Annotated in this window: 9 protein-coding genes and 2 tRNA genes; 3 read left to right on the forward strand and 8 right to left on the reverse strand. The window is 36.4% G+C overall.

The features are described from left to right. Positions 1-11: 11 nt before the first annotated feature. The 5 genes from AAFN75_RS04975 to AAFN75_RS04995 form a co-directional block, all read right to left on the reverse strand. Entirely contained in the window at positions 12-2,840 is a 2,829-nt protein-coding gene (locus AAFN75_RS04975) for a DUF5060 domain-containing protein (RefSeq protein ID WP_411808514.1), read from the reverse strand. A 130-nt stretch (positions 2,841-2,970) separates the two neighbouring features. Then, the gene (gene fsa / locus AAFN75_RS04980) at positions 2,971-3,627 is read right to left on the reverse strand and encodes a fructose-6-phosphate aldolase (RefSeq protein WP_411808515.1); all 657 of its coding nucleotides are present in this window, start codon (positions 3,625-3,627) and stop codon (positions 2,971-2,973) included. Between the two features lie 10 nt (positions 3,628-3,637). Next, on the reverse strand, positions 3,638-5,674 hold the full coding sequence (locus AAFN75_RS04985; RefSeq protein ID WP_411808516.1) for a transketolase family protein: 2,037 nt from the start codon (positions 5,672-5,674) through the stop codon (positions 3,638-3,640). Positions 5,675-5,697: 23 nt separating this feature from the next. Next, positions 5,698-7,014 carry a xylose isomerase gene (xylA, locus tag AAFN75_RS04990; RefSeq protein WP_411808517.1) on the reverse strand — a complete coding sequence of 439 codons (1,317 nt, stop codon included), beginning with the start codon at positions 7,012-7,014 and terminating at the stop codon, positions 5,698-5,700. 152 nt (positions 7,015-7,166) lie between these two features. Next, positions 7,167-8,648 carry a xylulokinase gene (locus AAFN75_RS04995; RefSeq protein WP_411808518.1) on the reverse strand — a complete coding sequence of 494 codons (1,482 nt, stop codon included), beginning with the start codon at positions 8,646-8,648 and terminating at the stop codon, positions 7,167-7,169. Between the two features lie 224 nt (positions 8,649-8,872). Between AAFN75_RS04995 and AAFN75_RS05000 the strand changes: the two genes are divergently transcribed. Further along, the gene (locus AAFN75_RS05000; protein WP_411808519.1) at positions 8,873-10,984 is read left to right on the forward strand and encodes a thioredoxin domain-containing protein; all 2,112 of its coding nucleotides are present in this window, start codon (positions 8,873-8,875) and stop codon (positions 10,982-10,984) included. A gap of 64 nt (positions 10,985-11,048) precedes the next feature. Here AAFN75_RS05000 and AAFN75_RS05005 read toward each other — a convergent pair. From AAFN75_RS05005 to mutS, 3 genes are all read right to left on the reverse strand, one after another. Beyond that, positions 11,049-11,132 (reverse strand) — tRNA-Leu (locus tag AAFN75_RS05005). 26 nt (positions 11,133-11,158) lie between these two features. Continuing rightward, positions 11,159-11,230, reverse strand: a tRNA-Gly gene (locus AAFN75_RS05010). A 98-nt stretch (positions 11,231-11,328) separates the two neighbouring features. Next, a complete protein-coding gene (gene mutS / locus AAFN75_RS05015; RefSeq protein WP_411808520.1) occupies positions 11,329-13,941 on the reverse strand; it encodes a DNA mismatch repair protein MutS in 2,613 nt (870 codons plus the stop codon). Positions 13,942-14,351: 410 nt separating this feature from the next. Between mutS and AAFN75_RS05020 the strand changes: the two genes are divergently transcribed. Together AAFN75_RS05020 and AAFN75_RS05025 are read left to right on the forward strand one after the other, a co-directional pair. Continuing rightward, on the forward strand, positions 14,352-14,882 hold the full coding sequence (locus AAFN75_RS05020) for an RNA methyltransferase (protein ID WP_411808521.1): 531 nt from the start codon (positions 14,352-14,354) through the stop codon (positions 14,880-14,882). A 17-nt stretch (positions 14,883-14,899) separates the two neighbouring features. Continuing rightward, complete coding sequence (locus AAFN75_RS05025; protein ID WP_411808522.1) at positions 14,900-15,559, forward strand: class I SAM-dependent methyltransferase; 660 nt, start codon at positions 14,900-14,902, stop codon at positions 15,557-15,559. The last annotated feature ends 143 nt before the right edge of the window (positions 15,560-15,702 follow it).

Here is a 15,702-nt window from a genome sequence, read left to right on the forward strand (position 1 = left end):
GTGTTACAATTTTATTTAGGACTAAAGTTAACATCTTTTGTTAGAATAATTCTATCCATTTTAAAACCATCTTCTCTCATAGAGAAAGATAAAATAGACGTTCCTTCTTCGAGGTCCAAAAATATGGTTTTTGGCGTTCCACAATGGTTATCTGGATCTCGTTGTGCCGAGGACCACGTCCATTTATTTTTACCCTCGCACCATTGCATACGCGCACCACTTTCTGGCCACGTATTATTTACGCCAACATGCACTCCGTTATCTTCGGTACCATTAGAATAAGCACTTACCCAAACATAGTAACGGCCAGCTGTACTAACGTTTATTTTATACGAAACCAAACCTCCAACACCTGGCAAAGGGAAAAAGTTATCGCCTGTAATTAAAATATCGTCGTGCGTAACACGTGTATCCGGAAAGGCCTCAATATATGTATTAGAGCTTGCGGTTTTACTTTGGCCTGTTTTCTCTTTAGCCGTTTTAACAATCCAAGTTCTGTTTGTTCCGTTTTTTGAATTATAATGAAAATCCTCTGCCTCAATTTCTAACACCCCATCTTTTTCAGTAAAAGCAGTTTCAGCTTGCAACATATGTTTAGTTACCATGCCTTCGGGTGTTAAAACTAAACGACTCCATCGGCCTCTAGACCAAGCTGTTTCATCGTTTTCAGGTATTTTTTTGTTTGTAACAGCCTTAGATGCTATTTGTATAATATCATGCTCTGCAATAAAAACTCGTCCTAAATTATGACGTGCTTCTGCAAATGTTTTATCCGTTTCTGGGTTTGTTACCTCGCTTATAACACTACCATTTTTTAAAATAAGGTATTCCGATTCACCATCATTCTCGGCCATTGAAATAAACGCTAAATCATACAAACCAGACACTCCATTAAACCTTGTGGTTGCATACGCATACATAGAGCGTTGTGCTTTATCTGCAGCATTAATAGCAAAAACACCGTTAGATTTATCTTTATAGTATACCGCTTTGTTTTGATTTGTTTCTATTTCAAAATCTGTTAAAGCATTTAAGGTTACTACCTCTTTTTTTGTTCTTAAAGGTCCTTTTTTTGTTTTACGATTTAAGCTTAACAACGCGACCCAATCTTTTTCTTTATTTGGCGGAAACCCAACATCTGTCTTTTGACCACCTTCTACAGTTTTAACACTTCCGTTTTGCAAGTCTCCACCGGTTCTTGGGTTATACCATTTTACTTGAAATGTGTTTTTAGAACCAAATAAGTTGATTTTTGTTTCTTTTACTTCAGGTAAGTAAATGGCGTAGGTATCATCATTTTTTGCAAAAACAAAATCGTTTGGATTATCGGTTAAACCATCGGCCGATTGCATTTCTGAAAAAGGCAAATAGTTCTGAAAAAAGTCCAAAGCATATCTTGTTTGATTCCAAACACCATCTCTAGAACGCCAATCTTCGCAATTTAAATCGTTATGATCAAATTTGTATCCAAAATACCACTCTACACCAGCACCTCCGGCCATTAAATTTGCCCATAATACACGATGTCTTATATCATCGTGGTTAGGATCGTCTTTATCTGGTTTTGCACCAGTATCCGCAGGACCTATTTCATCTTGATTTACAACCCAATTTCTACCATTTTTTTGAGATTTGTTTATCCATTTTTTGGTTATGTCGTGAATTAAATCGGGTTTGTGCGTTTGCATAGAAGGACCATCTAAAAACGGATAACCTAGTAATGGATTTAAATATAAACCCTGTTCTTCTGGTAAGGAATGTGTATGCAACACCACTAAATTCTTATAAGGATCATGAGTTTTAAGATACTTAGCCATAGCTTTTCTATCGCTATCATTTTGTCCTTTTGGCGACCAATGCACAGGGCCATTTTCTTCTCCTAAATTCCACGTTATTGCTAAATGATGAGAAAACCTTGCGATTAACTCTCGGTAATACAATTTTCGTTGTACACCAAGTTCACCAATATCCATTAACAGCTCGTTTTCTGTTTCTTGAGTTACTATATGAAGCATTAACCCTAGCGCATCCATGTGATCGAAAACAAGCTCCCATTGGTCTAACTTACTACAATCAAAACGATAACGCTCATTTTCATCGGTCCATGGCCAAACATCTTTACCATCGCCTTGCACATTCATGGTTAAAAAATAAACCGAATTCATGCCTTTTGAAGCTAAATAATTTAATGCACCAATAATGTTTTTCCCTTTGCCGTTTTGCCACGTAGGATCTCCTTTTTTCCAATCTTGAGCGTGTGGCTCGTACCTGTGTTTATCTGGTGTTTGATCGAACTCATAATAGCCTAAAAAGTTTTCAGGGCTATCTGTACCGCCTTTTAAAAAGGGCGTGTTGGTTTCGGCATAGTGCAAATATCTGTCGCCTGTATATTGCAACCTGCCTTTGTCGGCTTCATCTGGATTTGTAATTTCAAAATCACCTTTTAAAGCATCAAAAGCAACAGGTTCACCTGCATTTATATCATCATTTACGGCTATATTTTTCCCTTTTCTAAAGGATACTTGGTAAGTCCAAGTACCAATCTCGTCTGGCATAAATCGTACTTGCCAAACCTTACCGGTTTTGGCGCTTGTTTCGGCTGCATTACCATCGGCAGCATAAAAACCAGGAACTATATACGTTTTGTTTTTATGTTTAAAAACAACATTAAGTCTGTAATTTAAAAAGGGATTATCTTCTTGAATCTCATTAAAAGTATCGCCAGTAAAACTTAAGGTTACTTTTTGCCATTTTTTAAATGTTCCATCTACTTTAACGTCTTTGTATTGGGAAAAAGTGACTTGTGAAATAAAAAACAAAAGTACAGTTAGGGTTTTCATTGTATTTAGTTTGGTTTTAGTTTTGGTTCGTTTTATAACTTTAAATTTCGGAGAATTAATTTAAATTCCCCGAAATTTAGTTGATCTTTTATAATAACTTTATAAAAGTATATATTTAAAATGTTACTTCCTACGCATTGCCCTTCTTATAATCTTCTAAAAATTTAGCTAATCCGCTATCGGTTAAAGGGTGTTTTAATAATCCTGTTATTGAAGATAATGGCCCCGTCATAACATCACTGCCTAATTTAGCACAATTAATAACATGCATAGTGTTTCTTACCGATGCTGCTAAAATTTGTGTTTCAAAACCATAATTATCGTAAATCTGTCTTATTTCTGCAATAAGTTGTAATCCATCGGTAGAAATATCATCTAAACGCCCTAAAAATGGCGACATATAAGTGGCACCTGCTTTGGCTGCTAATAAGGCTTGTCCTGGAGAAAATATAAGGGTTACATTGGTTCTTATACCTTTATCTGAAAAATACTTGCAGGCTTTTACACCGTCTGCTATCATAGGTATTTTTACTACTATTTGAGGGTGTAACGCTGCTAAGGCCTCACCTTCTTTTACCATCCCTTCAAAATCGGTAGAAATAACCTCTGCACTTACATCACCATCAACAATATCGCATATCTTTTTGTAATGTGCTATAATATTATCTGCTCCTGTAATCCCTTCTTTCGCCATTAATGATGGGTTTGTAGTAACACCATCTAAAACTCCTAGTGCTTGAGCTTCTGCAATATCATCGAGGTTTGCTGTATCTATAAAAAATTTCATATGTATTGTATTATACTGTTTTTAAATATTCTAATATTTGTTTGCTTACTTTTATGCCTGTAAAACCAAATTTATCATCTAGCACAGTGGCTGGTGCCGAATAACCAAAATGCTCTAACCCGAACACCTTACCATTGTCGCCAACCAACCCTTCTAAGTTTACAGGCAATCCTGCTGTTAAACCAAATAATGGTTTGTTTTTAGGAATGACGCTGTTTTGATATGCTTTAGATTGTAATTTGAAAAGGCCTTCTGAAATTATTGACGCAATACTAACTTTTAATCCGTTTTCAGATTCTAAAATTTCTGCTGCTTCAACCAATGTAGCAACTTCTGAACCATTCGCGATTAAAACAACGTCTGGGTTTTCAGCAGCTTTAATTAAATAACCGCCTTTTTCGGCTGCTAAAGCATCATTATATCTTGAACTTCCTTTTGTTGGTAAATCTTTAATGCCTTGTCTGGATAAGATTAAGCCCGTTGGTGTATTTTTGTTTTCTAAGGCCATTTTCCAAGCCACACTCGTTTCTGCTGAATCTGCAGGACGTAACGCCAAGAAACTTGGTTTTCCGCTATGGTTTTTAAGCTTTTCTAACAACCTAATTTGTGCTTCCTGCTCTACTGGTTGGTGAGTTGGCCCGTCTTCTCCCACTCTAAAGGCATCATGCGTCCAAACATATTTTACGCCTAATTCTTGAATACCACTTAAGCGAATGGCAGGTTTCATATAATCTGAAAACACAAAGAAAGTAGCCACAACCGGTATAATACCACCGTGCAAAGCAATACCATTAGCAATACAAGCCATGGTTAATTCGGCAACACCAGCTTGCAAAAATGACCCTGTAAAATCGCCTTTTTTAATAGCATGTGTTTTCTTTAAAAAGCCATCGGTTTTATCGCTGTTTGATAAATCGGCAGAAGACACAATCATGTTTTCTAAATGTTCGGCTAAATAACCAAGCACACCCGAAGATGCTGCTCTAGAGGCTAGTCCTGCTTTATGAAAAATAGACTCAAAATCTAGTTCTGGTAATTCTCCTGATAAAAAGAAATCTAATTTTTTAGCTAAATCCGAATTTTCTTGTCTCCAAGCATTGATTTCTGCTTTCTTATTTGCTGCTTGCGCTGTTTTAGCTGCTATAACATCCTTATAAAATGCATTAACATCATTAAAAATATCGAACGGCGATTCTGGATTTGCCCCTAAATTTAATAAGGTTTTTTTATAATCTGCTCCGGTATGACCAATAGGCTGACCATGAAGTTCGCAATGCCCTTCAAACATACTACCATCGGCAGCAACACATCCTTTCCCCATTATTGTTTTCCCAATAATTAGGGTCGGTTTTTCGGTTTCATTATTGGCATCGGTTAATGCTTTTCTAATGGCATCGTGGTTGTGTGCATCGATAGTAACGACTTTCCATCCCCATGCTTCGTACTTCATGGCGGTATCTTCGCTAGTAACCTCGTCGGTAGACGTGGACAGTTGTATATCGTTAGAATCGAAAAACATTATAAAATTACTTAAACCTAAATGGCCTGCAATTCGCCCTGCACCCTGAGATATTTCTTCTTGAATACCACCATCGGAAATAAAACCATATACCTTGTGATTCATCCAATCGCCAAAACGGGCTTGTAAAAACTTAGCTGCAATGGCTGCCCCGACACCCATAGTATGCCCTTGTCCTAAAGGTCCAGAAGTATTTTCTATCCCTCTAACCACATCCACTTCTGGGTGCCCTGGAGTAATAGAACCCCATTGCCTAAAATTGGCAACATCCTCTTTAGCATAGTTTCCTAAAAGGTAATATTGCGCATACAATAAGGTAGATAAATGCCCTGCATCCATAAAGAAACGATCTCTAAATGGCCATGTCATATCCGAAGGATCGTAATTGAAAAACTCTGAATATAGAATGTGCATAAAATCTGCACCGCCCATTGGGCCTCCTGGGTGACCAGAATTTGCTTTCTCGACCATAGCTACTGCTAAGGCTCTAATATTATCTGCTGCTTGTTGATCTATTTGCTTGTTCATTATTTATATAAATTGAAAGCCTATTATATGTATTGATTGATAATATTCTCGAACAACTCTTGTTTACCACTTTGTAATTTTAACTCGCCGTTTTCTTGAGCTAGTTTGTATAAGTCTTGTAAACCTAATTTTCCGTTTTCGAAATCTTTTCCTTTTCCTGAATCGAATGAGTTGTATCGCTCTGTTCTTAATTTATCGTAAGAAGAATTTGTTATAATTTTATCGGCGATTAATAAAGCTCTAGCAAAAGTATCTGCTCCACCAATGTGCGCATAGAATACATCTTCCATATCGGTTGAGTTTCTTCTAATTTTGGCATCAAAATTAACACCTCCACCTTGTAAGCCTCCAGCTTTTAGGAATACTAACATAGCCTCGGTTGTTTCTTGAATGTTGTTTGGAAATTGATCGGTATCCCATCCATTTTGGTAATCGCCACGGTTAGCATCTAAACTTCCTAACATGCCTGCTTTGGCAGCCGTTTCAATTTCGTGCTGGAAGGTGTGTTGTGCTAAAGTAGCGTGGTTTACCTCGATATTTATTTTAAAATCTTTATCTAAACCATGTTCTCTTAAGAATCCTATTGCGGTAGCCGAATCAAAATCGTATTGGTGTTTTGATGGCTCCATTGGTTTTGGCTCAATAAAGAAATTACCTTTAAAACCTTGCGCTCTAGCATAGTCTCTTGCCATAGTTAAAAACTGTCCCATGTGGTCTAACTCGCGTCCCATATCTGTATTTAATAAAGACATATATCCTTCGCGACCACCCCAGAACACGTAGTTTTCGCCACCTAATTTTATAGTAGCATCGATAGCCAATTTAACTTGCCCGCCTGCTCTTGCTACCACATCGAAATCTGGATTGGTAGACGCACCATTCATGTAACGTGGGTTAGAGAAACAGTTTGCTGTTCCCCATAACAACTTTACTCCGCTTTCGGCTTGTTTGCCTTTTATATAATCGGTAATGGTTTCTAAACGTGCTTCAGATTCTGCAAAAGTTGCACCTTCTTGAATTAAATCGAAATCGTGGAAACAGAAATAATCGAAGCCCATTTTACCTATAAATTCGAAGGCTGCATCGGCTTTATCTTTTGCTGCTTGAATAGGGTCTGATGATTGATCCCAAGCGAATTTTTGTGTTCCTGGTCCGAATGGATCTGAGCCTTGACCACAGAAAGTATGCCAGTATGCAATAGAGAATTTAAACCATTCTTTCATGGTTTTTCCTGCTACAACTTGGTCTGGGTTATAGTATTTAAATGCTAATGGATTATCTGATTCTTTACCTTCAAATTTAATTTTGTTTATACCTTTAAAATATTCTTTTGCTGCCATAATGATTTGTGTTTATATGTAATTATTAATTTGCTTTATTGTTTTTAGTTCTGCAGCCGCGTTAGGGATTGAACGGTCTGTTTGAGCTCCCCGACTTTTTAGGAGGGAGCGAGTAGTGAAAGCCCGACCCTTGTGGTAACGCCCACCAACTGTTATTTATTTAATATGAGATTTAGTTCTTTTTTCCAGTTATTAAAGGCTTCCAAATAGGGTTGCTTATCTTTAAAAGGCATGAACGTCATGACGTGGTCGTTGTCCATAATGGTTTTTCCGAAGGCTTCGAAATCGCCGTTATGCAAGTTTGCCGCCCGTGCCGCACCTATAGCGCCTGTGGTATTGTAAATCTCTATTTCTTGCTGTATTAGCGTTGCCACCGTGTTTGCAAATATTTCTGAACGAAATAAATTATCGTTTCCAGCGCGAATAACGCTTGGTTTAATGCCATCGGACTTTAGGATTTCCATACCGTAAACGAATGAAAACGCGATGCCTTCTAGCGCTGCTCGACATATATGTCCTTTGTGATGATTATTAAGGTTCATGTTAACGATACGCGTACCAATTTCCTGGTTGTTTAGCATGCGTTCGGCACCGTTTCCGAAGGGAATTAAGCACACGCCATCGGACCCTATTGGGATTTCGGAGGCTAGATTATTCATTGCCTCGTAAGAGCTAACCGCAAGATTATTAAGTAACCAACGGTATTGGATACCTGCCCCGTTTATATTGAGTAATTTGCCTATTCTTGGATTAGATTTTGTATAATTTACGTGTGCAAAATTGTTTACGCGCGTGCTTTCCTTTCCCGATAAATTATCGGTTACAGCATACACCACACCCGATGTACCACCAGTTGCAGCAACTTCGCCTGGGTTAAACACGTTTAACGACAAGGCGTTATTAGGTTGGTCACCAGCTCTATAATATATTGGTGTTCCTGCAGCAATACCACTTTCTGATTCGCCTTTTTTATCGACTACGGATTGCACCCCGAAGGTGTCCACAATATCTGGAACGAAGGTTTTTTCGATACCATAATATTCTAAAAGAAAATCGGCTACACTATCGTTTTTAAAATCCCAAAAAACCCCTTCTGACAATCCGGAAATGGTGGTGTTTATTTTATCTGAAAACTTATAGGCGATATAATCGCCGGGGAGCATGAATTTATGAATCTTGCTATAAACATCGGGCTCATTTTCTTTTACCCATTTTAGTTTTGATGCTGTAAAATTTGCTGGAGAGTTTAACAAATTTGAGGTACATGTTTCGGCACCAAGTTCGTTAAATGCTTTATGGCCAATATCTACAGCTCTACTATCGCACCAAATAATGCTTTTTCTAAGCGGTTTACCGTCTTTATCGACTAAAACAAGACCATGCATTTGGTACGATATACCTATACCTTTAATTTGGGTTCTGCTTACATTATATTGTTTTTTTAGTGCCGTAATGGCATTACAAATATGCAACCACCAATCGTTTGGTTTTTGTTCTGCCCAACCATTTTTTTGAGCAAACATACCCATTTCTTCTTTTGGCTCTTGTACAACACCTAAACTCTTACCAGATTCTACCTCAACTAATGCTGCTTTTATGGAAGAACTTCCTATGTCTATTCCTAAATTATACAATTGAAATAAGTTTTAAATTAATACGTCACAAAAATATATTTATGCTAAAATTGGGTTTGTAACAAATCAAGCATCTTATATAACAAATGGTGCTATATATAGGTTTTTGGGATAAGTTGTTTTTATTTTAAATATTTATTAGTACTAAAATGCATATTTTTACAATATCTTATTTTTTTAAAATAGATTCTATTTTTTTCTAACCACTACATTTTACTTAGCTAATGAAACCTGTATTTAAATTTTTATTCCTACTTCTTATAATTGGTTTTATTGGTTGTAAAAATGATTCGTCAACAAAAAAACACAAGTTTACTAATGCATTAGTAAACGAAACAAGTCCTTACCTTTTACAACATGCCCACAACCCAGTAAACTGGAACGCATGGAACTCTGAAGCGTTAGAACAAGCAAAAGAGCAAAAGAAACTTATAATTGTATCGGTAGGATATTCGTCCTGCCATTGGTGCCACGTTATGGAAGCAGAAAGTTTCGAAAACGACTCTGTTGCTAAAATGATGAATGAACATTTTATTAATATAAAAGTAGATCGTGAAGAACGCCTAGATATAGACCAAATTTACATGAGTGCTCTGGAGCTTATGACGGGCAGTGGCGGCTGGCCACTAAACAGTATTTGTTTACCAGATGGCCGACCGGTTTTTGCAGGCACTTATTTTACAAAAGACGAGTGGATGCAAGTCTTAAAGAAGCTATCGAGCATGTATAAGGAGAATCCGGAAAAGATGATAAGTTTTGCCGAAAAACTTGAAGCAGGCATGAAAGATTCAAACTTAATTAAAGTGAATAAAACCTTTGAAGCTTTTAATTTAGATGAAATGCATGCTGCTATAAATGATTGGAAATCGATACTAGATTTTAAAAATGGCGGAGAAATGGGTGATCAAAAATTCCCAAAACCGAATAGCTTAAATAGCTTATTGAGGTATAGCTTTCATACAAATGATACGATACTTAGAAACTATGTTAATACCACTTTAACAAAAATGGCTTATGGAGGCCTTTACGATCAAGTTGGTGGAGGTTTTTCTAGGTATACCGTCGATAAGGATTGGCATGTGCCCCATTTTGAAAAAATGCTTTATGATAACGCACAATTGGTAAGCCTATATTCTGATGCCTATCTTATTACCAAAAATGAAGCGTATAAACAAGTCGTTTCTGAAAGCCTAAATTTTGTGGAGCGTGAATTAATGCATGAAAATGGTGCATTTTATTCTTCTTTAAATGCCGATAGCAAAAATGAAAATGGAATATCGGGAGAAGGCCATTATTACACATGGACTAAAGCAGAACTTAAGCAGTTAATAACAAATAACTACAGCTTATTTGAATCCTATTACAACATTAACAATTTAGGGCTTTGGGAACATGGCAAATATGTGCTTTACAGAAATCAATCGGATGAAACGTTTGCAAAATCAAACAACATATCGGTTTCTGAATTACAAAACAACATTAAAGATTGGACTACAACTTTGGCTGAAGCCAGAGCTAAAAAAGATAAACCCAATGTCGATAAAAAGGCACTAACCTCATGGAATGCATTAATGTTAAAAGCGTATGTTGATGCTTACCGCGTTTTTAATAACCCGCATTACCTAGAAATAGCTATAAAAAATGCTGAATTTTTAGAGAACCAGCAACTAAAGTCCGATGGCAGTCTTTACAGAACCCATATTAACAACAAAAGTATTATTAATGCCTATGCCGAAGATTATGCTTTTGTTATTGAAGCATACATAGCTTTGTATCAAGTAACTTTTAATGAAAAATGGCTACATAACGCCAATGCATTAATGATATATACCATTAATCATTTTTATGATGCTAACAGCGGTATGTTCTTTTTCACCTCCGATGAAGATGATTCTTTAATTGTTAGAAAAATAGATATTATAGACAAGGCCATTCCATCGTCCAATTCCGTTTTAGCAAAAAACCTTTTTAAATTAAGTCATTTTTATGACAACCTGGATTATAAAAAAATGGCGCATCAAATGCTGAATAATTTAAAATCCAATATTACAGAAGCAGCTCCAGCCTACCCGAATTGGATGGACATCATGGCAAATTTAACTTTTAAGCATTATGAGTTTGTTATTTCGGGAAAGAACGCCAAGGACCAACTAAAAACATTAAACAGTTACTATCTACCCAATATTTTGATAGCGGGTTCAACGCAAGAGAGCGATATGGCTTTACTAAAAAATAGATATAGCCCAGATGTAACCTATAGTTTTGTATGTGTTGATGGCGCCTGTAAACTTCCAGAAACAGATGTAAAGAAGGCTATTGAGCAACTTAAAAAATAAGGACATAGTTTCCTTAAAGTAGCTAAATAAAAAAAGCCTCATCTAATAAAAGATAAGGCTTTAGTACTGAAGACGGGACTTGAACCCGTACGTCCTAATGGACATTGGATTTTAAGTCCAACGTGTCTACCAATTCCACCACTTCAGCATTGGTATATTTTAAGAAAGTTTCAGAGCGAAAGACGGGATTTGAACCCGCGACCCCCACCTTGGCAAGGTGATGCTCTACCCCTGAGCTACTTTCGCAGTCATTTTAATGAACGTGCAATATTGCTATTGCGGATGCAAATTTAAAATATTTCTAGGAATACCAAAGCGTTTTGCTAAAATAAATTAAAAAAATTTTAAGCCTGCTTTTTTTTGACCAACATTCGCTTAATTTCATTCAATTTCATAAGCGCTTCTACAGGCGTAAGTGTATCAATATCAATGTGTAATATTTCTTCTTTAATATTTTCCAGCAATGGGTCGTCTAAATTAAAAAAACTGAGTTGCATGTCGTCATTTATCGTTTTTACCTTATCGGTAAGCTCTTCGCTGGAATGTGACTGCTCTAATTTCTTCAAAATCTTGTTAGCGCGATGCAAAACTTGCTGCGGCATACCTGCCATTTTTGCCACATGAATTCCAAAACTATGTGCACTTCCGCCTTCAACCAATTTTCTTAAAAACAAAACATTGTCTTTTAACTCTTTTACAGACACATTAAAGTTTTTTATGCGCTCAAAAGTTTCACTCATTTCATTAAGCTCATGGTAGTGCGTGGCAAATAAGGTTTTAGGTTTTGCAGGATGTTCATGTAAATATTCGCTAATAGCCCATGCAATAGAAATACCATCGTAAGTACTTGTGCCTCGACCAATTTCATCAAGTAAAACCAAACTTCTATCTGAGATATTATTAAGAATAGACGCGGTTTCATTCATTTCTACCATAAATGTAGATTCACCCATCGATATATTATCGCTAGCACCAACTCTAGTAAAAATTTTATCAACCAATCCTATTCTCGCTTCTTTAGCAGGCACAAAACTTCCTATTTGAGCCAACAGCACAATTAAGGCGGTTTGACGTAATATGGCCGATTTACCAGACATATTCGGACCCGTAATCATAATAATTTGTTGCCCCGTTCTATCCAAAAACACATCGTTAGCAATATACGCTTCGCCTATTGGTAATTGCTTTTCAATAACTGGGTGGCGCCCATCTTTAATTTCTAAATCGAAGGAATTATCGAGCGTTGGGTATATGTAATTATTATCTTTTGCCAATTGCGCAAACCCACACAAACAATCTATTTGCCCTATTAAAAAAGCATTTTGCTGTACAGGCTTTATATATTGGTTTAACCAAGTTACCAATTTAGCAAACAACTCCTGCTCTATGGCTTGTATTCTATCTTCGGCACCTAATATTTTAGCTTCGTATTCTTTAAGTTCTTCGGTAATGTAACGCTCTGCATTTACTAAGGTTTGCTTACGTATCCATTCCTCTGGAACTTTATCTTTATGGGTGTTTCTAACTTCTATATAATACCCAAAAACGTTATTGGATGCTATTTTTAGCGATGTTATTCCGGTGCGTTCACTTTCGCGCTCTAACATCTTATCTAAATAGTCTTTTCCGGATTTAGACAAGCCTCTTAACTCATCCAATTCGGCCGAAAAACCAGGCGCAATACTATTTCCTTTTAAAACATTTACAGGCGCATCTTCATTAACGGTTTCCTTAATTTTTTCGCGTAATACTTGGCAACTTTGTAAAGTATCGCCAATAATTTTTAAGGATTCATTATCGCAATTTGAAGCCAATTCTTTAATGGGCACAATAGCTTCTAAGGAGTTTTTAAGTTGAATTACCTCTCGCGGATTCACCTTACCTGTAGCTGTTTTAGAAATTAAACGTTCTAAATCGCCAATTTGCTTAATATGGTTTTGAATGTTTTGATGTACAGCATCTTCTTTAGTTAAAAAACTAACCACCTCGTGGCGTTGTTTTATTTTTTCAACATTTTTTAAAGGAAGCGCCAACCAACGTTTTAACAACCTTCCGCCCATAGGCGAAATGGTTTTATCAATAACATTTAAAAGCGTTACCGCGTTGTTATTTGTAGAGTTATAAAGTTCTAAATTTCTTATAGTAAATCTATCCATCCACACATAATCATCTTCTGCAATTCTAGAAATAGAAGTGATATGTTGTAATTTATGATGCTGAGTTTCTCCTAAATAGTGCAGTATAGAACCCGACGCAATAATACCTTCGTATAAATCTTCAATACCAAAGCCTTTTAAGGTTTTAGTATCAAAATGTTTGGTTAAGGTTTCGTAAGCATAATCGGTTTGGTAAACCCAATCTTCTAAATAAAACGTATGGAAATCTTCGCCAAAAGTTTTATTAAACAAGCTGCGCTTTTGTTTGGACACTAAAACCTCGCTCGGACTAAAATTCTGGAGCAACTTATCAATATACTCCGCATTACCTTGCGATGTTAAGAACTCGCCCGTAGAAATATCTAAAAAAGATATCCCTATATATTTTTTATCGAAATAAACCGAACACAAAAAGTTGTTAGATTTAGAGACTAAAACCTCATCGTTTAAGGCAACTCCAGGCGTTACCAACTCTGTAACACCACGCTTTACAATGTTTTTGGTTTGTTTAGGATCTTCTAACTGGTCGCAAATAGCAACACGCTCGCCCGCTTTAACCAATTTTGGCAAATAGGTGTTTAATGAGTGATGCGGAAACCCTGCTAACTCAATTTCGCTCTCGCTACCGGCACCACGTTTGGTTAAAATAATGCCTAAAATACCTGCTGTTTTTATAGCATCACTACCAAAAGTTTCGTAAAAATCGCCCACACGAAACAACAATAAAGCATCTGGATACTTTGCTTTTATAGCATTGTATTGTTTCATTAACGGGGTTACTTTTTTACTTTTTGTTGCCAATGGTTTTCTGTTTTAGTAAGTTTGCTAATGTAATTATTATTCTATTTTTTTTAAAGCGGAAAGCATAGAAGTTATTGGTACTTGTTCACAAAAACAGGTTTATGGTTTGGCATATATGGATTCCTTTATTTTTACTGGATAACACTAAGTTAAGCGACCTTGTTTTAAGTTTTGAGTAAGCACATAACCGTGGCGCGTTAGGGATTACAGTGGAAAGCCCACAGCCTGACGAAGGAAGTGCGAGGACTTGTAACCTTTCGACTTTGCTCAAGACAGGCTTCAAGCCCGACCGCTTGCCCTGAGCATAGACGAAGGGTGTGGTAACCTGCCTTCCGGCAGGCAGACACCCAATTTAATAAAAAATAAAGATCAATAAGATTTTCGCTTTCGCGGAAATAATAAAATAAAGCATGCGGAAACTAAAAAATAGTGAGTTAGATAGATTAAGTGTTGATGCTTTTAAAGAGGCTGAAAAAACACCATTAATTATTGTACTAGATAACATTAGAAGCTTAAACAATATTGGTTCGGTTTTTAGAACAAGTGATGCTTTTTTAATTGAAAAAATTTACCTCTGTGGCATTACTGCAAAACCACCACACAAGGACATTCATAAAACAGCATTAGGCAGTACAGATACTGTTGATTGGGAATATGTTGAAAACACGTTAGATATAGTTGAAAAACTTCAGGCCGATAATGTTAAAATATGCGCCATCGAGCAAGCCGAAAACGCCATTATGCTTAACGATTTTAAAACCGAAGCCCACACCAAATACGCTTTAGTTTTTGGTAACGAGGTAAAAGGCGTAGCGCAAAATGTGGTAGATAAAAGCGATTTTGTTATTGAAATACCGCAGTTTGGAACAAAACACTCATTAAATATTTCGGTTAGTTGCGGTGTTGTTACATGGGACTTATTTAGTAAATTACAGCAATAGGTTTTTAATCTGCGCTCATGCCAAAAAAAGTAAAAACACCATGGCCCACTAAAGATGCGATGAGTCAGATTTATGAGCTCAACCTTTGGGGTGGCGAAACCACCGCGTTTTATTCAGGATTCGGTTCGCACGACCCTAATATTATAACGCCATATTTAAACGCTATTATTGGTTTTTTAAAAACACACAACACACCTTTAGTGGTGTGCGATTTAGGCTGTGGCGATTTTAATATTGGCAAACATATTTATCCACAAACCAAAATATATATAGGTATTGATATTGTTGAAAACCTTATTAAACGAAACCAAAACAGGTTTAAAGCCGAAAACCTAGAGTTTGCTTGCTTAGATATTTGTAAAGCCCAACTTCCAGAGGCAGATTGCCTTATAATTAGGCAAGTATTACAGCATTTATCTACCGCCGAAATTTTAGAAGTGGTCCAGAAAATAACCAACTACAAATACATGATCCTTACCGAGCATTTGCCCAATGGCGACTTTATACCCAATAAAGATATTATTTCTGGCCAAGGCATTCGTATTAAAAAAAATAGCGGTGTAAACCTTCTAGAAGCACCTTTTTTCTTAAAGATTAAAGACCAAAAAACAATTGACGATTACATTTTAGAGCATAACAAAGGACACATTGTAACCACTTTATACACATTACTTTAAAGATAAAATTCGCTTAAAACTTCTATTTAAAATTATCATTTCGGTAAATTAAAATTAGCGTTCTTAGTGAGATATCAACAGAATCCACCAAAAAATTCCAAATAGATAATACTTAAAAAACATACCGCCAATTGGCCAAAACT

The organism is Algibacter sp. AS12 (assembly GCF_046736315.1).
Taxonomy (GTDB): domain Bacteria; phylum Bacteroidota; class Bacteroidia; order Flavobacteriales; family Flavobacteriaceae; genus Algibacter_B; species Algibacter_B amylolyticus.

Excerpts from the sequence above, each read along its gene's own strand:
- AAFN75_RS05000 (WP_411808519.1), top strand. The coding sequence starts at position 8,873 with ATGAAACCTGTATTTAAATTTTTATTCCTACTTCTTATAATTGGTTTT.
- fsa (WP_411808515.1), bottom strand. The coding sequence starts at position 3,627 with ATGAAATTTTTTATAGATACAGCAAACCTCGATGATATTGCAGAAGCT.
- AAFN75_RS04975 (WP_411808514.1), bottom strand. The coding sequence starts at position 2,840 with ATGAAAACCCTAACTGTACTTTTGTTTTTTATTTCACAAGTCACTTTT.
- xylA (WP_411808517.1), bottom strand. The coding sequence starts at position 7,014 with ATGGCAGCAAAAGAATATTTTAAAGGTATAAACAAAATTAAATTTGAA.
- AAFN75_RS04985 (WP_411808516.1), bottom strand. The coding sequence starts at position 5,674 with ATGAACAAGCAAATAGATCAACAAGCAGCAGATAATATTAGAGCCTTA.
- AAFN75_RS05020 (WP_411808521.1), top strand. The coding sequence starts at position 14,352 with ATGCGGAAACTAAAAAATAGTGAGTTAGATAGATTAAGTGTTGATGCT.
- AAFN75_RS05025 (WP_411808522.1), top strand. The coding sequence starts at position 14,900 with ATGCCAAAAAAAGTAAAAACACCATGGCCCACTAAAGATGCGATGAGT.